Source organism: Terrabacter sp. Soil810 (assembly GCF_001429645.1).
Classification (GTDB): domain Bacteria; phylum Actinomycetota; class Actinomycetes; order Actinomycetales; family Dermatophilaceae; genus Terrabacter.
This window is the reverse complement of the sequence record NZ_LMSW01000001.1, coordinates 541,703-561,109: the sequence shown is the minus strand read 5'-3', so window position 1 is coordinate 561,109 and position 19,407 is coordinate 541,703. Positions and strand designations below refer to the sequence as shown.

Annotated in this window: 18 protein-coding genes and 1 pseudogene; 7 read left to right on the top strand and 12 right to left on the bottom strand. The window is 73.5% G+C overall.

Annotation, left to right across the window (positions count from 1 at the left end; all coding sequences use genetic code 11):
• The first annotated feature begins 28 nt into the window (after positions 1 to 28).
• Both ASG96_RS02480 and ASG96_RS02475 read left to right on the top strand, forming a co-directional pair.
• Positions 29 to 1,255: an acetyl-CoA hydrolase/transferase family protein gene (locus tag ASG96_RS02480; protein WP_057586404.1), complete on the top strand. Its 1,227-nt coding sequence runs from the start codon at positions 29 to 31 to the stop codon at positions 1,253 to 1,255.
• Positions 1,256 to 1,408: 153 nt separating this feature from the next.
• Positions 1,409 to 2,176: an SDR family oxidoreductase gene (locus ASG96_RS02475; RefSeq protein ID WP_057586401.1), complete on the top strand. Its 768-nt coding sequence runs from the start codon at positions 1,409 to 1,411 to the stop codon at positions 2,174 to 2,176.
• Positions 2,177 to 2,287: 111 nt separating this feature from the next.
• Here the strand turns inward: ASG96_RS02475 and ASG96_RS02470 are convergent, their stop codons facing one another.
• From ASG96_RS02470 to ASG96_RS02445, 6 genes are all read right to left on the bottom strand, one after another.
• Positions 2,288 to 3,085: a sugar phosphate isomerase/epimerase gene (locus ASG96_RS02470; protein WP_057586400.1), complete on the bottom strand. Its 798-nt coding sequence runs from the start codon at positions 3,083 to 3,085 to the stop codon at positions 2,288 to 2,290.
• Positions 3,086 to 3,155: 70 nt separating this feature from the next.
• A complete protein-coding gene (locus ASG96_RS02465) occupies positions 3,156 to 4,085 on the bottom strand; it encodes a Ppx/GppA phosphatase family protein (RefSeq protein ID WP_057586399.1) in 930 nt (309 codons plus the stop codon).
• A 173-nt stretch (positions 4,086 to 4,258) separates the two neighbouring features.
• Positions 4,259 to 4,993 (bottom strand): ABC transporter permease, encoded by a 735-nt coding sequence (locus ASG96_RS02460; protein WP_056759980.1) that lies wholly within the window; start codon positions 4,991 to 4,993, stop codon positions 4,259 to 4,261.
• The gene (locus ASG96_RS02455) at positions 4,990 to 5,751 is read right to left on the bottom strand and encodes an ABC transporter ATP-binding protein (RefSeq protein ID WP_056759982.1); all 762 of its coding nucleotides are present in this window, start codon (positions 5,749 to 5,751) and stop codon (positions 4,990 to 4,992) included. Before ASG96_RS02455 ends, ASG96_RS02460 begins: the two co-directional genes overlap by 4 nt.
• Positions 5,752 to 5,761: 10 nt before the next feature.
• A complete protein-coding gene (locus tag ASG96_RS02450; protein WP_056759984.1) occupies positions 5,762 to 6,388 on the bottom strand; it encodes a TetR family transcriptional regulator in 627 nt (208 codons plus the stop codon).
• A 9-nt stretch (positions 6,389 to 6,397) separates the two neighbouring features.
• Positions 6,398 to 7,624, bottom strand: a complete 1,227-nt coding sequence (locus ASG96_RS02445; protein WP_082591575.1) for an ankyrin repeat domain-containing protein — start codon at positions 7,622 to 7,624, stop codon at positions 6,398 to 6,400.
• Between the two features lie 251 nt (positions 7,625 to 7,875).
• Between ASG96_RS02445 and ASG96_RS02440 the strand changes: the two genes are divergently transcribed.
• The 3 genes from ASG96_RS02440 to ASG96_RS02430 all read left to right on the top strand — a co-directional run bounded on the left by ASG96_RS02440 (position 7,876) and on the right by ASG96_RS02430 (position 10,647).
• Positions 7,876 to 8,676 (top strand): hypothetical protein, encoded by an 801-nt coding sequence (locus tag ASG96_RS02440; RefSeq protein ID WP_056759986.1) that lies wholly within the window; start codon positions 7,876 to 7,878, stop codon positions 8,674 to 8,676.
• Complete coding sequence (locus ASG96_RS02435; protein ID WP_056759988.1) at positions 8,673 to 9,371, top strand: class I SAM-dependent methyltransferase; 699 nt, start codon at positions 8,673 to 8,675, stop codon at positions 9,369 to 9,371. Before ASG96_RS02440 ends, ASG96_RS02435 begins: the two co-directional genes overlap by 4 nt.
• A 160-nt stretch (positions 9,372 to 9,531) precedes the next feature.
• Positions 9,532 to 10,647, top strand: a complete 1,116-nt coding sequence (locus tag ASG96_RS02430) for an NAD(P)/FAD-dependent oxidoreductase (RefSeq protein WP_057586397.1) — start codon at positions 9,532 to 9,534, stop codon at positions 10,645 to 10,647.
• A 113-nt stretch (positions 10,648 to 10,760) separates the two neighbouring features.
• Here the strand turns inward: ASG96_RS02430 and ASG96_RS02425 are convergent, their stop codons facing one another.
• The 6 genes from ASG96_RS02425 to ASG96_RS02400 form a co-directional block, all read right to left on the bottom strand.
• The gene (locus ASG96_RS02425; protein ID WP_057586393.1) at positions 10,761 to 12,401 is read right to left on the bottom strand and encodes a LuxR family transcriptional regulator; all 1,641 of its coding nucleotides are present in this window, start codon (positions 12,399 to 12,401) and stop codon (positions 10,761 to 10,763) included.
• Positions 12,402 to 12,635: 234 nt separating this feature from the next.
• Complete coding sequence (gene nadC / locus ASG96_RS02420) at positions 12,636 to 13,520, bottom strand: carboxylating nicotinate-nucleotide diphosphorylase (protein ID WP_057586391.1); 885 nt, start codon at positions 13,518 to 13,520, stop codon at positions 12,636 to 12,638.
• A complete protein-coding gene (locus ASG96_RS02415; protein ID WP_057586389.1) occupies positions 13,517 to 15,343 on the bottom strand; it encodes an L-aspartate oxidase in 1,827 nt (608 codons plus the stop codon). The genes nadC and ASG96_RS02415 overlap by 4 nt, the downstream gene beginning before the upstream one ends.
• A gap of 12 nt (positions 15,344 to 15,355) precedes the next feature.
• Complete coding sequence (gene panD / locus ASG96_RS02410) at positions 15,356 to 15,790, bottom strand: aspartate 1-decarboxylase (RefSeq protein WP_056759998.1); 435 nt, start codon at positions 15,788 to 15,790, stop codon at positions 15,356 to 15,358.
• Between the two features lie 61 nt (positions 15,791 to 15,851).
• A complete protein-coding gene (gene panC, locus ASG96_RS02405; protein ID WP_057586729.1) occupies positions 15,852 to 16,724 on the bottom strand; it encodes a pantoate--beta-alanine ligase in 873 nt (290 codons plus the stop codon).
• A gap of 77 nt (positions 16,725 to 16,801) precedes the next feature.
• Positions 16,802 to 17,710, bottom strand: coding sequence for a Rossmann-like and DUF2520 domain-containing protein (locus ASG96_RS02400; protein WP_057586387.1), 909 nt, complete (start codon positions 17,708 to 17,710; stop codon positions 16,802 to 16,804).
• Positions 17,711 to 17,733: 23 nt separating this feature from the next.
• On the opposite strand from ASG96_RS02400, the gene ASG96_RS02395 reads away from it, so the two are divergent.
• Both ASG96_RS02395 and ASG96_RS02390 read left to right on the top strand, forming a co-directional pair.
• Positions 17,734 to 18,819 carry an SAM-dependent methyltransferase gene (locus ASG96_RS02395; protein ID WP_057586384.1) on the top strand — a complete coding sequence of 362 codons (1,086 nt, stop codon included), beginning with the start codon at positions 17,734 to 17,736 and terminating at the stop codon, positions 18,817 to 18,819.
• Positions 18,820 to 18,824: 5 nt separating this feature from the next.
• Positions 18,825 to 19,356, top strand: a pseudogene (locus ASG96_RS02390) (copper resistance protein CopC); the annotation flags it as partial.
• Between the last annotated feature and the right edge of the window lie 51 nt (positions 19,357 to 19,407).

The following is a 19,407-nucleotide window of genomic DNA, read 5'->3' as shown; positions in this document are numbered from 1 at the left end:
GCGGCACGCGCTGCGCGAGGATGAAGGGGTGCGAACGGCGACGATCGACGAGCTCACCCAACGGCTTCGAGCGCTCCCGGAGAACCCTCGTGTCGTCGTCAGCGGCAACATGGCGGTCCCGTGGGAGGCGGTCCGGGCGCTCGACGCGGCCCAGCCGACCTACGTGCTCCACGCGCTCAACGCGCCCGCGGGGCTGCCCGACCGCGACGGCGTGACCGTCGAGACGTGCTTCGTCGGCCCGGGTATGCGTCGGCACCCGCGGCTGCGCTACGTGCCGTCGCGTCTCTCGCTCGTGCCGCTGCTCTACGACCGGGCGCTGCCACCCGACGCCGTCCTGCTGCACTGCGCGCCCCCGCGCGACGGCCAGGTGAGCATGGGGCTCGAGGTCAACGTCCTCCCTGCCGCCCTCGAGGCGTGCCGGGCCCGTGGTGGGCTCGTCGTGGCGGTCGTCAACCCGCAGATGCCCTACACCTTCGGTGACGCGCAGGTGCCGCTCGAGCACGTCGACCTGCTCGTCGAGGTCGACGCGCCCATGCCCTCGCACGCCGCGACGGAGCCCGACCCCGAGAGCCGTCTCATCGGCGAGCGCGTGGCCGCCATGGTCCAGGACGGCGCCACGATGCAGCTCGGCATCGGCGCGGTGCCCGACGCGACCCTCTCGGCCCTCACCTCGCGCCGCGGTATCCGGATGTGGACCGAGATGTTCTCCGACGGCGTCCTCGCCCTCGACGAGGCCGGCGCGCTCGACCCGGACCACCCGCTCGTCACGTCGTTCAGCTTCGGCTCGACCGACCTCTACGCCTGGCTCGATGGCAACCCGCGCGTCCGGATGATGCGCACCGAGAAGACGAACGACCCCGGTCTCATCGCCTCGCAGCGGCAGATGACGTCGGTCAACACCGCGCTCGAGGTCGACCTCTTCGGGCAGGCCAACGCCTCGCGCATCAACGCCCGCATCCACTCCGGCTTCGGCGGACAGACCGACTTCATCGTCGGCGCGCTGCACTCCGCAGGCGGCCAGTCGTTCATCGCGCTGCGCTCGTGGCACCCGCGGGCCGACGTGTCGACGATCGTCCCGCTGCTCGACGAGCCGGTGACGAGCTTCCAGCAGAGCGCCATCGTCACCGAGCTGGGCGTCGCGCCGCTGTGGGGCCGCAGCGAGAAGGACCAGTGCCAGGACATCATCGAGAAGTGCGCCCACCCGCGCGTCCGCGACGACCTGTGGGAGGAGGCGCAGGCCCTCGGCCTCGCCTGACCTCCTGCCCGCCCGACCGATGGCGTATGCCGTCGCCTCCCTCTGCGAGTCAGCCCCCACCCTCCCCGTCGAGTGAGCGCCCCACCACACCGGCACCGCGGCTCGTGAGGCTGCGCGCTCACTCGAGTGGGGGTGGGCTCGTAGGGTGGCGCCATGAGCTCTGCGCCCCTGTCCGACGCCCGCGCAACCAACCCGGACCGGCGGCCGGTTGCGGTGGTCACGGGTGGGACGCGCGGCATCGGGCTCGCCATCGCCCGGGACCTGGCGCCGACACACCACCTCGTCATCGGTGGTCGCAGCGCCGACTCGGTCGCCCACGTCGTCGCATTCCTCTGCTCGGCCGAGGGGTTCGTCGCCGACCTGGCCGACTGCTCCCCCGGCGGGTCGCTCGCGACCGCGCTCGACTCCATCGTGCGTCACCTCCCCCGCGTCGACGTGCTGGTCCACTCGGCCGGCGTCCTGCGCAACGGCACGGTCGCCGAATCGCCGGTCCAGGACTGGGCCGACTCGATGACCGTCAACGTCGTCGCCGTCGCGGCCGTCACGCGGGCCCTCCTGCCCGCGCTGCGCGCCGCCCACGGCCTCGTCGTCACCATCAACTCCGGGTCGGGGCTCACGGCGACGCCGGCCTCTGGCGCCTACTGCGCCTCGAAGTTCGCCCTCCGCGCGTTCAGCGACTCGCTGCGTCAGGAGGAGCGCGAGCGCGGCGTCCGGGTCACGTCGCTGCACCCCGGCCGCGTCGACACGGACATGCAGCATGAGCTCGTCGAGTTCGAGGGCGCGGAGTACGACGCGGACTCCTACCTCGACGTCGACTCGGTCGTGCGGGCCGCACGCCTCGCGATCGACGCCGGGCCCGATGCGAGCGTCGACATGGTGTCGGTGCGCCCGCGTGGCTGGCGCCGCGCCACCACCACCTGACCCTCCCAACACCCCAGCCCCACTCCGGGCAACAAACCGAGAATGTCACGACGCACCGGGATCGGGTGCCGGTGTGTTGCGACCTTCTCGGTGTGTTGCGAGGCGGGGGCGTCAGATGCGGCTGGCTCCGCGGGTCGGCACGAGGGAGAGCCTGGCGAAGGCCAGCGCCTCGGCGAGGTCGACCTCCCGCTGCTCGCGTCCGACCTTGCGCGTCGACACCTCGACGACGACGTCGCCGACCCAGCCGCTGTCGGCCAGGTGCTCGAGCACGGCCCCGCACGGCTCGGCTCCACGCCCCGGCACGAGGTGCTCGTCGAGGAACGAGCCCAGACCGTCGGCGAGGTGCAGGTGCGCCAGCCGCTCGCCCAGCGCCTGTGCCATGGCGAGCGCGTCGGACCCGGCCGTCGCGGTGTGCGAGAGGTCGAGCGTCACGTTGTCGTAGGGCTGGGCGACCGGGTCCCAGTGCGGGAGGTAGGCCATCACCTCGCGTCGCGCCGTGCGCCAGGGGTACATGTTCTCCACCGCGAGCCTGATGCCCGACTCGTGCTCACGCAGCGCCACCCCGTCGACGAACCCGGCGGCATACTCCCGCTGCCAGCGGAAGGGCGGGTGCAGCACGACGGTGCCCGCGCCGACCTCGAGCGCGAGGTCGATCGAGCGGTCGACCTTGCCCCACGGGTCGGTGCCCCACACGCGCTGGGTCAGGAGCAGGGTCGGCGCGTGCACCGAGACGATCGGCAGGGCGTGCAGCTCCGACAGCGCCCGCAGGGCCCCCGCCTCCTGCGTGACCGGATCGGTCCAGACCATGACCTCGATCGCGTCGTAGCCGAGCCGCGCAGCGGTCGCGAAGGCGGTCGCCGCGTTGTCGGGGTAGAGCGAGGCGGTCGACAGTCCGACCCGGATGGTCATGCGGCCATTCTGCGCCACCGTCCCGGGGCGGCCGCGGGCCGGTCCGGGTGCGGCGGGCGGGGCGGGTGCGTCACGAGATGAGGTGGTCGAGCCGCCGGAGGATGAGGCCCTCGCGCAGGGCCCACGGGCAGATGTCGAGCTGCTCGACCTGGAGCAGGTCGAGCGCCGCCTCGGCGACGAGCGCGCCGGCGTAGAGCTGGCGGGCGCGGCCCTCGGAGACCCCGGGCAGGGTCGCGCGCGCGGCCGTGTCGAGGCCCGCGAGCCTGTTCACGATCGCGTGGAGGTCGTCGCGCGACAGGGTGCGCGGCACGAATTGGCCGTCGGCGCGCGGCGCGGCACCGGCGATGCGGGCCAGCGATCGCATCGTCTTGGAGGTGCCGACCGCGCGGTCGGGGCTGCCGGACGTCAGCAGCGGGCGCACGTGCTCGGCGAGGGCCGAGCGGACGTGAGCGCGCAGCTCGCGCGCGGCGGCCACGCTCGGCGGGTCCCCGGGCAGGCGCTCGCGGGTCAGGCGTCCGGCTCCCAGCGGCAGGCTGAGCGCGACGTCCGGCTCCTCGTCGAGACCGCTCGCCAGCTCGAGCGACCCGCCGCCGATGTCGACGACGAGCAGGCGCCCGCTCGACCAGCCGAACCAGCGACGCACCGCGAGGAAGGTCATGCGCGCCTCGTCGGCGCCGCTGAGCGCCTCGAGCTCCACGCCGGTCTCGGCGCGCACGCGCTCGATGACGGCGTCACCGTTCGGCGACTCGCGCAGCGCCGACGTGGCGAAGGCGAAGAGGTCGCTGACGCCCTGGTCCTCGGCGACCCCGAGGCACTCGAGGATGAAGGCGACGAGCCGGTCGGCCGTCGAGTCGCTGACCCTTCCGTCGGCCTCGAGGCTCTCCGACAGGCGCAGCTCGGTCTTGTGCGAGAACGCCGGCAGCGGCTGCGCGCCGGGGTGTGCGTCGACGACGAGGAGGTGGACCGTGTTGGACCCGATGTCGATGACGCCCAGGCGCATGCCCCAACCCTAGTGCCGCGACCTCCGGCCCCCTCGAGCCCCGACTCCCTTCCCCACCGAACGCGGCCCTCGGCGGCGAACGCGTTGGCAGAACGCTGAGTTCGCGACCGAACGCTGCGTTCGGTGGGGGAAGCGGGGCGAGGGGGCGTATGCCGTGTTGCGGGGTGGGCCCGTCAGGCGGAGCGGCGGCTCAGGGTGAGCGAGGCGAGGGCGAGGGCCCCGCCGATGAAGGCCGCGACGATGCCGAGGTCGCCGAGCACCGCGGTCACGGGGTCGGGGTTGCGCGCGATCTCCTTCATCGCGTCGACGGCGTAGGACAGCGGCAGGACGTTGCTCACCCACTCGAGGACGGTCGGCAGCTGGTCGCGCGGGATGAGCAGCCCACAGAGCAGGAACTGCGGCAGGAGGAACGCCGGCATGAACTGCACGGCCTGGAACTCGGTGCGCGCGAAGCCGCTCGCGAGCAGCCCGAGCGCGGTGCCGAGGACGGCGTCGAAGACGGCGACGACGACGAGCAGCCACACCGGCCCGGCGACGCCGAGGCCGCACACCCAGACGGCGAATCCCGTTGCGATCACGGCCTGCACGACGGCGAGCGCTCCGAACGCGACGGCATACCCGAGCATGAAGTCGCCCTTGCCCATCGGTGTGGTGAGCAGGCGCTCGAGGGTGCCGGACTGGCGCTCGCGCAGGGTCGCGACCGACGTGACGATGAACATGACGACCATCGGGAAGACCCCGAGCAGGGCCGGGCCGATCGCGTCGAAGACCCGCGTCCCGTTGTAGATCCACGCGAGCAGGCCGAGCAGGACGCACGGCACGATGATGATGAGCCCGATGGTGCGGTGGTCGGTGCGCACCTGGCGCAGGACGCGGCCCGAGGTGGCAGCGGTGAGCCCGGCGTTCACGACGCGCTCCTCTCCCCGGACCGGGTGGTCTCGGCGTCGATGAGGGCGAGGAAGGCGGCGTCGGCGTCGACGGCCCCGGTCTGCTGGAGCAGCTCGGCGGGCGTGACGTCGGCGAGGACGTGACCCTCCCGCAGGAGGACGAGCCGGTCGCAGCGGGTGGCCTCGTCCATGACGTGGCTCGACACGACGAGCGAGTGCCCGCGTTCGGCGAGGTGGCGGAAGAGCTCCCACAGGTCGCGGCGCAGCACCGGGTCGAGGCCGACGGTCGGCTCGTCGAGGACGAGCAGGCTGGGGCGGCCGACGAGCGCGGCGGCGAGGGAGACGCGTGACTCCTGGCCGCCCGAGAGGTCCTGGACGAGCTGGTCGGCGTAGGAGACGAGGTCGACCTCGGAGAGCGTGCGGTCGACGGCCTCGCGCAGCTCGGTCCCGCGCAGGCCGACCGCGCGGCCGAAGTAGACGACGTTGTCGCGGACGCTGAGGTCGGCGTAGACGCTGGGGCTCTGGGTGACGTAGCCGACGCGGTCGCGCAGCACGGGCGAGCCTGCCGGATGGCCGAGCACGGTCACGGTGCCCGACTCGATGATCTGCACGCCGACGATGCAGCGCATGAGCGTGGACTTGCCCGAGCCGGACGGCCCGAGCAGGCCCACCACCTGGCCGGCGGGGATCTCGAGGTCGAGGTCCGGGATCACGCGGCGCTTCCCGCGCACGACCTGCAGGCCGCTCACGGCGACCGCCGGACCACTGTTATTCATCATGTGATGAAATCTACTCCTGCTCGGGCAGCCTGTCCACGAGATGGTGCTGGAGCACCGGGCCGATCCGCTCGACGAGCTCCTCGCGCGTCGCCTCGGCCATCGCCGGCACCCGGATGACGTAGCGCGCCACGACGAGCCCGATCATCTGCGACGCGGCGAGGGCGCCACGCAGCTGCGGGTCGGCCGCGCCCGTGCTCGCCGCGATGCGTCCGAACACCTCCCGCCCGAGGAACTCCCGCAGCATCCGCGCGGCCTCCTCGCTCGTCATGCTCGAACGCACGAGGGCCACGAGGGCGTCGCGCCGCTCCGGAGGCTCCCACACCGTCAGGAACGTCTCGACGATCCGCCAGCCGAGCCGGTCGACGTCGCCCGCCGTGATCCGTTCGATGAGCTCGGCGGGGTTGACCGGCACGTCGAGCGTCTCCGCGAAGAGCGCCGCCTTGCCCTCGAAGTAGTGGTGCACGAGGGCCGGGTCGACGCCCGCCTCGCGAGCGATGCCACGCATGCTCGCCTTGTCGTAGCCCTTGGCGGCAAAGGACTTTCGCGCGGCGTCGACGATGGCGGCGCGCGTGTCGACGCCGCCCGGGCGACGTCCGCGCCCCTTCGGCGTCGCCTCGCTGCTCGCCCTCGACGTCATGCCCTCACGCTAGCCCTCGGCGGTGAGGCCGCTCGTGACCTCGCGCAGCACGGCCGCGGTGTCGTCGGCACGCGCCCACGCCGCCCACTCGTAGGGTCGGGTCCCGTGCACCGCGTCGCGCGCCTCCGGATCCCCCCCGGAGCCGAGGAGCGCCCGCACCAGCTCGACGTCGTTCATGAAGGCAGCCTCGTGAAGAGGCGTCCTGCCCGGCGACGCCGCCGTCCCGGGGGCGGCGGCGGTCACCTCGGGATCGGCCAGGCCGTGCGCGACGAGGAGCTCCAGCCGCGCCGCGAACCCGTGGCCCTGCGCCCACTCGACCTGACGGGTGAGCATCTCGTCGATGGTCTCGGCCGGCTCGCCCGTGCGTCGGGCCCACACCTCGGAGGCCGGCCGGCCCAGCCCGCCCGCGAGGAGCAGCTCGAGGTGGCTGTCGTCGCGGTTGAACATCCGGTTGTAGAGCGTCTGCCGGTCGTTGGGGTCGGCGCCGCGATCGAGCAGCAGCTCGGCGAGGGCGCGCCACTGCGGGTGTCGCGGCTGGCGCGACGGTCCCGCCTCGCCCTCGCCGAAGGCGCCGGTCAGTGCGGTGAACGCGCTCGGGAACCCCTGCCAGAGGTAGCCGCTGTCGGGGTCGGCGCCGGCGTCGAGCAGGAGCCGGGCCGACGCGACGGGGTCCACCTGGGGCATCCGGGAGTAGACGACGTAGAGGAGCGGTGCCCACCGGAACGGCCCCCCTTCCCTCGTCGCCGCGCCGGGGTCGGCGGCGACGTGGGCGCGCAGGGCCTCGGCGTCACCGGCGACCGCCGCCACGAAAACGTCGCGCTCCACGAGCCTCGGGTCGGCCGCGAGCCGCTCGGCGGCACGGGCCCACCGTGCCGGCTCGTCACGGTCGGTGTACGTCAGGCACGCGAGCGCCGTTGTGACAGAGGCAGACTCGGCCTCCGTATCGACTCCATCGGCCGCGACCGGATCGAGCACGACCGGGTCACGACCAAGGTCTGCGGCCACCGCGAGGTAGGCGCGCAGTCGCGGCCAGCTCGCGAAGCCGTACCCGCGCGCCACGACCAGCTGCGCGTCGGACAGCGAGAACGACGCCGTCTTGTCCGGCAGCCCCGCGGGGTGGTGTCGTGCCACGAGGGCCAGTGCAGCGGGATCGGCGGACCGGACACCGCGCTGCAGCCGACGCGCATCGCGTCGCAGGCGCTCGAGGTCGGGGTTGCCGGGCAGGGACAGGGCCATGACGGCCTCCTCTCGTCGTGCCCGCGTGCGCTCGCCGGGCCGAAAGGAGGTCGGACCGCATGCTGTCGTGCCCAGGGAGGCTGAGCCCCTTCCCGCGCACCGGAGGCGACCTGGACGCCACCGCCAGCGTACGCTCGCGTCCCCGCACGCGGGAGCACACGGCATACGCCGGCGGTCTCCGCCCGAGACGCACCATCCACGAGGTGGTCCTCGTCGGCGCGCCGGAAACCTCCGCGGCATAGGGTGAGCCGGTGGCTGAAGCACCTCTGGACCTCCCCCGCGTCTGGGTCGAGTTCACCGACCCCGCCGACACGAACCAGCGCTACCGCTGCGACCTGACGTGGCTCACGAGCAGCTGGACGTGCATCTTCGGAAGCGGCTGCCAGGGCATCTACGCCGGCCGGCCCGACGACGGCTGCTGCACCCTCGGCGCCCACTTCACCGAGAAGGACGACTGGAAGCGCGTCGCGAAGGCCGTCGAGGAGCTCGGCGAGGACGAGTGGGAGTACCACTCCGTCGGTCGAGCCACGGGCAGCAAGGACGACTGGACCGAGAAGGAGGACGGTGCGCGCAAGACGAAGGTCGTCGACGGCGCCTGCATCTTCCTCAACCGTCCCGGCTTCCCCGCCGGCGCCGGGTGCGCCCTGCACCAGCACGCGGTCCTGACCGGCGTCGAGCCGCACACCCTCAAGCCCGACGTGTGCTGGCAGCTGCCGATCCGACGCACCTTCCGTACCGTCGAGCTGCCCGACGACACGAGCTACCTCGAGGTGACGATCACCGAGTACGACCGCCGCGGCTGGGGTCCGGGTGGCCACGACCTCGACTGGTACTGCTCGGGCAACCCCGAGGCGCACGTCGGTCGCGAGCCCGTCTACCGGTCCAACGCGCCCGAGCTCACCGAGCTGATGGGGCCGCTCGCCTACGCCGAGCTGGCGATCCGCGCCGAGGCGCACCTGGCCCAGGTCAAGGCCGTCCGGGCGCGCGGTGTGCGCAAGCTGCTGCCGCTGCTCGTGCACCCGGCGACCATCGAGGCCCAGCGGTCCACGTGAGCGGCGCGCCGGAGATCATCCCGTCCCCCAACGTCTGGGAGACACCCGACGTCTACGAGGTCGAGAACCGCGGCGTCGACCGCGCCCACGTCATCGAGGACGCCATGCGTGCCGTGCTCGACTGGTCGGGGCTCGACGTCGTCGACATCGGCTGCGGCACGGGCTACCACCTGCCCTTCTTCGCGCACGACGCCCGCTCGGTCGTCGGCGTCGAACCGCACCCACCGCTCGCTTCGCTTGCGGCACAACGCGTCTCGGGTATGCCGTCCGTGTCGGTCCGCGAGGAGGGCGCCGCCGCGATCGGGGTGCCCGACGGGTCGTTCGACGTGGCGCACGCACGGTGGGCCTACTTCTTCGGGCCCGGGTGCGAGCCCGGTCTCGCCGAGCTCGAACGCATCGTCCGCCCGGGTGGGGCGGCGTTCGTCATCGACAACGACGCGACCCGGTCGACGTTCGGGCAGTGGTTCCGGCGGGCCCTGCCGGGCTACGACCCGCGCGCGGTCGAGCGGTTCTGGGAGCGCCAGGGCTGGCAGCGCGAGCGGCTCGACATCCGCTGGGACTTCGACTCGCGGGCGGACTTCGAGGCCGTCGTCGGCATCGAGTTCGCCCCCGAGCACGCCGACCTCATCCTCGCCGAGCACCCCGACGCGACCGGCGTCGACTACGCCCTCAACCTCTGGCACCGCCGCTACTGACCCGTCGAGAGGCCACCTCTGGCCGCCCAGACCCGGTCGAGAGGCCAGGGGCGCGTGGTCATTCCTACCCATGCCCTACCCCGGGGATGGGCACCGCGGCCGACGCGGTGACGGCCCTGCCCTTCCTACGGTCGAGACATCGACCACCCGGAGGGACACCATGGAGACCATCGAGACCGTCATCATCGGCGCAGGCCAGGCCGGCCTCGCCACGGCGCGCGAGCTCGTCGACCGCGGGCACGAGTGCGTCGTGCTCGAACGCAACGAGGCCGTCGGGGACGGCTGGCGACAGCAGTACGACTCGCTCCGGCTCTACTCCTCGGTGCGGCACGACTCGCTGCCCGGGATGCCCTTCCCCGGCGACCCGCGGTCCTTCCCCGGCAAGGACGACGTCGCGGCCTACCTCCAGTCGTATGCCGCCCACTTCCGCCTGCCCGTCCGGCTGGGTGTGCGCGTGGAGCAGCTCGCCGCCGCCGCGGCCGGTGACGGCTTCGTCGTGACGACGGACCGCGGCAGCATCGCCTGTCGCAACGTCGTCGTGGCGACCGGGACCTTCGGGCGTGCGCCTCACGTGCCGGCCTTCGCGTCGGACCTCGACCCGTCGATCCTCCAGCTGCACTCGAGCCAGTACCGGCGCCCCAGCCAGCTGCGGGACGGCCCGGTGCTCGTCGTCGGCGCCTCGCACTCGGGCTGCGACATCGCCTACGAGCTCGCCGAGAGCCGACCGACCGTCCTGGCCGGTCGGGACTGCGGGCAGATCCCGGTGCGCTGGGACACGCCTGCCGTGCACGTCGCCTTCCCCGTCCTGCTCTTCGCGTGGCGCCACGTGCTGACGCGCCGGACACCGGTCGGCCGGAGGATGATGGCGGAGATCCGCCACCACGGCGGCCCGATGCTGCGGGTCAAGCGCGAGGACCTCGCCGCCCGCGGCGTCGAGCGCCACGTGCAGCGCGTCGCCGGAGTCACCGACGGGCGCCCCACCCTCGACGACGGTACGGTGGTCGACGCCGCCAACGTCGTCTGGGCCACCGGCTTCGACCAGCGCTTCGACTGGATCGACGTGCCCGTCGTCGGCGAGGACGGGTGGCCGCGGGAGTACCGCGGCGTCTCGAGCGACGTGCCGGGTCTCTTCTTCTGCGGGCTGGCCTTCCAGTACGCGTTCGCCTCGATGGTGCTGCCCGGCGTCGGTCGCGACGCCGCCCACGTCGCGAGCCACATCGCCCGGCGTTCGGCCACGACCTCGAGGGCGCCCGCGGTCGAGGCTGCGGGCCGCTGACCGTCCGGGGAGGGACGGTCCCGGACCGGTCGGATGCGTGCGACCGGTCCGGCACCCGTCTTGCACGGTCCGCCGTCCGTTGGCACGGTGGGCACCCGTCGGGCGCCGGACGGTCAGCCCTGACGGCGTACGAGGTCGTGCTCGAAGGCGAAAGCCGCTGCGGCCGTTCGGCTCCCGACCCCGAGCTTGGTGAAGATGTTGCTGAGGTGGCGGGCCACGGTCCGGTCGCTGAGCACCAGTGCCGACGCGATCTGCGCGTTGCTCCGCCCCTCGGCGACGAGACCCAGCACCTCGACCTCGCGCTCGGTGAGACGGGCGGGGCGTGAGGCGGTCGAGCCCACGCCGTCGAGGTCGTCCACGTCCGGGCCGGCCCCCACCGACACGAGCACCCGGCGCGCCGACGCGAGCGCGCGGCGGGCGGACTCGTGGTCACCGAGGGCGACCAACGCCCGACCCGTGCCCGCCTGCGCGAGCGCCGCCTCGTGGGGCATGTCCAGGCGCACCCACGCCTGGTGCGCCTTGCGCAGGTAGGGCAGCGCCCCCGCCGGGTCGCCCGAGGCGAGCTGGACCCGACCCCACGCCGTCGAGGCCGCCGCGGCGAGCACCTCGGAGCCGAACGACTCGGCGAGTCCGTCGAGCTCCCGCGCACAGTCGCGGGCGGCGTCGACGTCGTGCGCGGCGAGGAGGACGTCGACGGCGGCGGGCAGGACCCGGCTGCGACGCACCGACGGCCCGGGTTCGGCCAGGAGCCGCCGGACGGCCCCGAGCGCCGCTGCGGTCTGCCCCCGAGCGAGCCACAGCAGGGCCGAACCGGGCTGCGGGTCGTAGCCGTGCTCGGCACTGCGCTGGTAGGCCGCCTCGGCAGCCTCGAGGTCACCGCGCAGCCGCAGGAGGTCGCCGCGTTCGCACGCGGCCTGGCCCACGGCATCGATGGCGCCCGCGAGCCGGTAGCGCTCGATCGCGGCGGTGAGCTCCTCGAGGGCGGCATCCCACGCCCCGTGGGCCCGCATGACCTGGGCGCGGTGCAGACTGCACTGGCCGGTGAAGGTGACGAGCCCGGGCTGCTCGGTGCACCAGCGGTGCAGCAGCTGCGTCCACTCCACGACCCGGCGCAGGTCCGACACCTCCTGGCAGCCCTCGATGGCCGTGCAGTAGACGTGTCCGAGCATGACGGGCGCCACGATGCGGCTCGTCGCCTCGAGCATCGACTCGTCGAGGAGCGAGAGGCCGTCGGGGATGCGGTCGCCGTAGATCGCCATCCGCCCCTGGGCGCACAGCCCGGTTGCCAGGAGGGCCGCGTCGTCGTGGCGGCGGCCCGCCTCGGTCGCCTCGACCGCACAGGTGCCGGCCTCCGCGAACCTGCCGGCGCCGAGGTGCGAGAACATGCGGGCGAAGGCCACGTAGCCGGACTCGAGGCTCCCCTCGGGCAGCGCCTCGACGAGGCGTTCGCCGCGCGCCAGCCACGCCGCGCCCGCGGACTGGTCACCGCTCGTCCGCCCGATCATCGACAGGTGGAAGGCGCAGCGCGCGGCTCCAGCGGTGTCGCCGTCGGAGACGCGGGTGTCGAAGGCGCGCCGGTAGCGCTCGACGGCGTCGCCCACCCGACCGAGCAGGTGGGCCGCGGCGGCGGAGGACTCGAGGTCGTCCGCCGTGAGGCCGTCGGCGTCGACGGCGGACCACCGGTCCAGGGCGGCAGACCACTCACCGCGCTCGAACTCGGCTCTCGCGCGGACCAGCTCGTCGACGACACCCACGGCACCCTCCTCCGTCGCAGGCTACGCCCGCCGCCCGGAGCGTCACCCCATCACCAACCGTCGAGAGGCCACGATCGGCCGCTTCGCGGCGGTCGAGTGGCCATTCCAGTCCCCGGCCACAGGTGGCCTCTCGACGGGTCACGGGCGGCCAGTCGTGGCCTCTCGACGCGTCAGGGGCGGCCAGTTGTGGCCTCTCGACGGGTCACGGGCGGCCAGTGGTGGCCTCTCGACGGGTCAGTCGACGAGGTCGAGGGCGATGTCGACGATGGGCGAGCTGTGCGTCAGACCGCCGACCGACACGAAGTCGACCCCCGTCGCAGCGTGCTCGGCGACGACCTCGAGGGTGAGCCCGCCGGTGGCCTCGATCTCGACGGGCTCGCCTGCGGCCCTGAGCAGCCCGACGGTCTCGCGCAGCACGTCGACCGACATGTTGTCGCACATGATGAAGCGCGCCCCCGCGTCGTACGCCTCCTGCGCCTCGGCCGGCGTCGTCACCTCGACCTGCACGTCGACGTCGGGGAAGCGCTCGCGCACCAACGCGTACGCCGCCGCGACAGAGCCTGCCGCGAGCTTGTGGTTGTCCTTGATCATCGCGACGTCGTAGAGGCCCATGCGCTTGTTGGTGCCCCCGCCGCAGCGCACGGCGTACTTCTCCAGCCAGCGCATGCCGGGTGTCGTCTTGCGGGTGTCGAGCACCATCGTCGAGGTGCCCTCGAGCGCGTCGGCCCAGCGCCGCGTGTGGGTGGCGACGCCGGAGAGCCGGCTCAGGATGTTGAGGATGGTGCGCTCGGCCACGAGGACGACCGGGGTAGGCCCGGTCAGCCGCGCGATGACGTCACCGCGCACGAGGCGCGCGCCGTCGTCGTTCACCACCTCGACCGACGGCACCGCGCCGCCGATCTGCTCGGCGACCGCCGCGAGCACGAGCCCGATGACCGGCACGCCGGCGACGACGCCCGGCGCCCGCGCGACGATCTCGGCCGTGCGCGTCTGGTCGGCGGGGATGGTCGCGAGCGTCGTCACGTCGACGCCCTCGGGGCCGAGGTCCTCGCGCAGCGCCACCGTGACGAGCTCGCGCGCCCACTCGTGGGGGAACCCGCTCAGGCCGTCGTCGCTCACTGCGTCTCCTCCGTCGATCCCACCGACTGCGTATGCCGTCCGGCCCCGTTCGCGGGTCGCGTCCCGTCCGCGCGGTCCTCGTCGAGCACGTCGAGCGGCACCGAGCCGTCGAGGTCGAGGCCGTCGAGGTTGGAGCGCGGCACGGGCACGACCATGGCCTCCAGCACGCCGGCGTCGGAGCGCTGGAGGTGCACGTGGTGCAGGAAGTGCTCGTCGTCGCGGGCCGGGAAGTCCTCGCGCACGTGACCGCCGCGGGTCTCGTCACGCAGCGCGGCGGCATACGTCAGCGCTCGTCCGAGGTGGAGCAGGTTGGTCGTCTCCCAGCTCTTGGGTCCGCCCAGCTTGTCGGCGTCGTCGGTGACGGCGCGGGTCGCGAGCGCGGCCAGGGTCTCCTGCGTCGCCGCGAGCGAGGCGGCCGAGCGCACGGTGCCGGAACCGGCGGTCATGGCGCGCTGCACGTCGAGGCGACGCTTGCCGCGGATCAGCTCCGGCTCGCCGTCGACCGCGACGGGAGCGGTCTCCGGCAGCTCGCCGGCACCGAGCCGGGCCGTGAGGTCGTCGGCGATGCGGCGGGCGAAGACGAGGCCCTCGAGGAGCGAGTTGCTCGCAAGGCGGTTGGCGCCGTGGACGCCGGTGCACGACGTCTCGCCGCACGCGTAGAGCCCCTCGAGCGACGACCGTCCACGCAGGTCGGTGCGCACGCCGCCGCTCGCGTAGTGCTGTGCGGGTGCGACCGGGAGCAGCTGAGTGGCTGGGTCGAAGCCGAGCTCGCGGCAGCGCAGCACGATCGACGGGAAGCGCTGCTCGAGGAACTCGGCGCCGAGGTGGCGGCAGTCGAGGTAGACGTGGTCGGTGCCGCTCTCGCGCATCCGCGCGATGATGGCGCGGGCCACGACGTCACGGGGTGCGAGGTCGGCAAGCGGGTGCTGGCCCTGCATGAAGCGCTCGCCCGCCTCGTCGACGAGGAACGCACCCTCGCCGCGCACCGCCTCGGAGATGAGCGGCTGCTGCCCGCGCGAGCCCTCACCGAGCCAGAGGACCGTCGGGTGGAACTGGACGAACTCGAGGTCGGCGAGGACGGCGCCGGCCCGCAGCGCGGCGGCCATGCCGTCACCCGTGGCGACGGACGGGTTCGTCGTCGAGGCGTAGATCTGGCCGAGGCCACCGGTCGCGAGCACGACGGCGCGCGCGTGCGCGGCGCCGACGCCGTCGACCTGGCCCTCCCCGATCACGTGGAGCGTCACGCCGCACACGCGGGCGTCGGCGTCGGCCAGGAGGTCGACGACGAGCGCGTGCTCGATGACCTCGATGCCGGGGTCGTCGCGCACCCGGTCCAGGGCGGCGATGAGGGCACGGCTGATCTCGCGGCCGGTCGCGTCGCCACCGGCATGGAGGATGCGGTCGCGGTGGTGGCCGCCCTCGCGCGTCAGCGACAGCCCGCCGGTGTCGCCGCGGTCGAACTCCGCGCCGAGCGCGATGAGGTCCCAGACGGCGTCGGTGCCCTCGTGCACGAGAGCCTCCACGGCGTCGACGTCACAGAGGCCGACGCCGGCGACGAGGGTGTCGTGGATGTGCTCGGCGGCGCTGTCCTCCGGGGACATGACGGCGGCGATGCCGCCCTGCGCCCACGCCGTCGAGCCCTCGTCGAGCACGGTCTTCGTCACGAGGAGCACGCGGTCGACGCGGCGCCTCAGCCGCAGTGCCGTCGTGAGACCGGCGACGCCGGAGCCGACGACGATGACGTCGGCGGTCGCCGTCCAGCCGGGCGCGGGCGCGCGCAGCCGCCGGGGGACGGTCACGTCGGGGAGCCCGCTCTGCGGCATACGGCTGGCCTCTCAGTCCTGGTACTCGTGGTGACGCTCGGTGACGGCCGAGGTCAGCAGACCGAAGCCGTCGGGCACGTCACCTGCATCGTGCCCCACCTCGACCACCCGGTTGTGCTCGTCGACGAAGACGACCTGCGGCTCGAAGGTGCGTGCCTCGGCATCGTCCATCGCGGCGTACGCGATGATGATGACCGTGTCACCGGGCGAGATGAGCCGGGCGGCAGCCCCGTTGATGCAGACGATGCCCGTGCCGCGCTCGCCCTCGATCGCGTAGGTCGTCAGGCGGTTGCCGTTGTCGACGTCGACGACGTCGACCTGCTGGCCCGGCCACAGGTCGGCGGCGTCGAGCAGGTCGCGGTCGATCGTCAGTGAGCCGACGTAGTGCAGGTCGGCCTGCGTCACGGTGGCCCGGTGGATCTTCGAGTGGAGCATGAAACGCTGCACGATGTGGCTTCCTCGGGTTGCTGGCTGGAGCGTCGTTGCGCGAGAAGGGGACTCTGGTCGGTCAGGGCTGGGAGAAGGTCTCGAGCGCGCCGCCGCCCGGTCCGACGAGCACCGGCAGGTTGTCGATGAGACGAGTCGTACCCACTCGCCCCGCCACGGCGAGCAGTGCCTCGCCGCGGTACCACTCCGGCACGTCCTCGAGCGTGTCCGGGTGGACGAGCACGAGGTAGTCGACGAGGGCGAGCGGCTCGCGCACGAGGACGGCCCGGGCGGCGCGACGGACGGCCGACGGGCCCTCGACGGCGGCGTCGGCCCCGGCGCGGAGAGCGGCCGAGAGGCACAGGGCCGTCTCACGGTCGGAGTCGGTGAGGTAGGTGTTGCGGCTCGACATCGCGAGGCCGTCGGGCTCGCGCACGGTCGGCACCGCCACGACGCGCACCGGGAAGTCGAGGTCGCGGCACATCCGGCGGATGAGGAGCAGCTGCTGGGCGTCCTTCTGCCCGAAGTAGGCCGCGCTGCACCGGGTCAGGTGCATGAGCTTGCCGACGACCGTGAGCATGCCGTCGAAGTGCCCGGGACGGGCCTGGCCCTCGAGGACGTCGCCGAGCGGTCCTGCCGAGACGCGCACCCCCGGGTCGCCGTCGGGGTAGATGACGTCGGGCGTCGGGGCGAAGACGAGGTCGACGCCCGCGGCCGTGCAGATGTCGAGGTCGGCGTCGAACGTCCGCGGGTAGCGCGAGAGGTCCTCCTTGGGCCCGAACTGGAGCGGGTTGAGGAAGATCGTCACGACGACGTGGCGGTGGGTCTTGCGGGCCTGGTGGATGAGGGTCGCGTGCCCCTCGTGCAGGGCTCCCATCGTCATGACGACGGCGACGTCGCCGTCGTCGAGCGCCGCACGCGCCTCGCGCAGCTCGTCCCTCGTCCGGGCGACCACGGGAGCCGCGGGCGGCGCCGTGGTGTCGGCGCTCGTCTCGGTGGTGGTGTGTGTGGTGGTGTCTGCGGTGGTGTCGGTCACGGTTGGTCCTCCTCGTGCGCGAGCAGCTCGAGCAGCGGGCCGGCGTCGGAGGCGCGGAGGCGCCCGCTGAGCAGGGCCCGCTGTGCCGTCGCGCGGGCCAGCGCCAGGTAGGTCGGGCGGATGTCCGGGGCGACCTTGCGCAGCATCGCGACGTGCCCGGCAACGGTACCGGCATCGCCGCGCGCGACCGGACCGGTGAGGGCTGCGTCACCCCGTTGGAGGGTGTTGGACAGGGCCGCCGTCAGCAGCGGCTCGAGGACACGCGCCGGGTCGTCGACGCCGGCCTCGCCGAGCAGCTGCATCGACTGGGCCACGAGCGTGACGAGGTGGTTCGAGCCGTGCGCGAGGGCCGCGTGGTAGGTGACGCGGTCCTCCTCGGAGATCCACACCGGGTCACCGCCCAGCTCGATGACGAGCGCCTCGCCGAGCGGTCGCGCGAGGTCGGTCGTCGTCACGCCGAAGCAGCAGTCGTGGAGCCGGTCGAGGTCGAGCTCGGTGCCCGTGAACGTCATGGCCGGGTGCAGCGCGAGCGGAACGATGTCGCTGTCCACCGCCGCCTCGAACACCGAGATGCCGTGCGCCCCGGACGTGTGCATGACGAGCTGGCCCGGTGTGAAGGTGCCCGTGGCGCTGAGGCCCGCGACGAGGTCGGCGAGGGCGTCGTCCGGCACGGCGAGCACCACGAGGTGCGCGCCCGAGACAACCTCGGGGATCGCCTTGACCGGCACCCCGGGCAGCAGTGCCGCCGCCCGCTCGAGGCTCTCCTCGCTGACGGCGGAGACGCCGGTGACGACGTGGCCGGCCCGGGCCAGGGCGGCTCCGAGGACGGATCCGACGCGTCCGGCGCCCACGACGCCGACGTCGAAGCGCGCGGGACGCTCGTGCGGGGTGCTCACCCACGGCACGCTATCGCCTACAGTCGGCAGGCGTGGATCCCCTTCCCTGGCGCGACGCGTGGCACGAGGCGCTGTATGCCGCGGGGCGGGGCTTCTACGTGACGCGCGGCGGCCCGGCCGCCCACTTCACCACCGCCGCGCACGGCCCGACCGGCCGGGTGCTCGCCGAGGCCCTGCTGGCGCTGTGGACCGCGGAGCACGGAACCGCCGCCCCCTCGGTCGTCGTCGACGTCGGCGCAGGACGCGGCGAGCTCGCGACGCACCTGCTCGCCGCCCTCGACCACCTCGGCTCGAGGTATGCCGTCGCGCCCGGTCACGACGAAGCACCTCGACCCCACGACGCCTCCTCCGGGTCGGGGTATGCCGTCGCGGCCGGTCACGACGGACCACCTCGACCGCGGGTGGTCGCGGTCGACGTCGTCGAGCGCCCCGAGGGCCTCGACGACCGGGTCGAGTGGCTCCGTTCCGCGGGTGGCGCGGCCCTGCCGCCCGAGCTGTCCGGCCTGCACGACGCCCTCGTCATCGCCCACGAGTGGCTCGACGTCGTGCCGTGCACCGTCGCCGAGGTCGACGCCGACGGCACCGCACGCGAGGTGCTCGTCGACCCCGCAACCGGCGAGGAGTCGCTCGGCGATGCGCCTGCGGGCGCCGACCGACGTTGGGCGCAGGCCCACTGGCCCACGAGGATCCCCGGTGACCGCCTCGAGATCGGCCTCGCCCGCGACGAGGCCTGGGCCGACCTCGTCTCGCGCGTCGACTCCGGCCTCCTGCTCGCCGTGGACTACGGCCACGTCGCGACGACACGTCCCCCCGGAGGGACGCTCACGGCATACGCCGGCGGTCGGCTGACGGCACCCGTGCCCGACGGCTCGTGCGACGTGACGGCCCACGTCGCCATGGACACCCTTGACGCCGACGAGGTGCGCACCCAGCGCGAGGCGCTGCGGGCACTCGGGCTCACGGGAGCCACCCCGGCGCACGCACTCGCCGGCAGCGCCCCGCTCGCGTACCTCGCCGCGCTCGAGCGGGCCAGCACGGAGGCGCGGCTGCTCGACCGGCACGGCTTCGGCGGCTTCTGGTGGGCGGTGAAGCGCGTCCCCGGGCACGACGTAACCTGAGCGGCATGCGTCGTCTCACCTCTGCGCTGCTCGCCCTCGGACTTCTCGTCGCACTGCCGACGACGGCCTTCGCCCACGACGTCCTCGAGCGCACCGACCCGGCCGACGGGACGACGGTGGCGCAGCTGCCCGGAGCGGTTGTGCTCACCTTCTCCGAGGCCCCGCTCGAGATCGGCACCCAGGTCGTCGTCACCGGACCGTCGGGGCCCGTGTCGTCCGGCAGCCCGACGATCGAGGGCCGCGCCGTCACGCAGCCGCTCGCCCCGAACGCACCGGGCGGCGACTACACGGTCTCCTACCGCGTCACCTCCGACGACGGCCACCCCGTCACCGGCACCTTCTCGTTCCACGCCACGATCGGGCTCGACGGGTCCACCGCCACCACCGCGGGTGCGACGGTGCACGTCAAGCCCGTCTCCGGCGCCGACGACGCCCAGGGCTCGCTCCTCGTGCCGATCCTGCTCACCATCGTCGGCACCGTCGTGCTGCTGGGGGTCGGCGGGTTCCTCGTGCTCCGTGGTCGCGGCGCCGACAGCGNGACCGGGCCTGACCGGGCCTGACCGGGCCTGACCGGGCCTGACCGGGCCT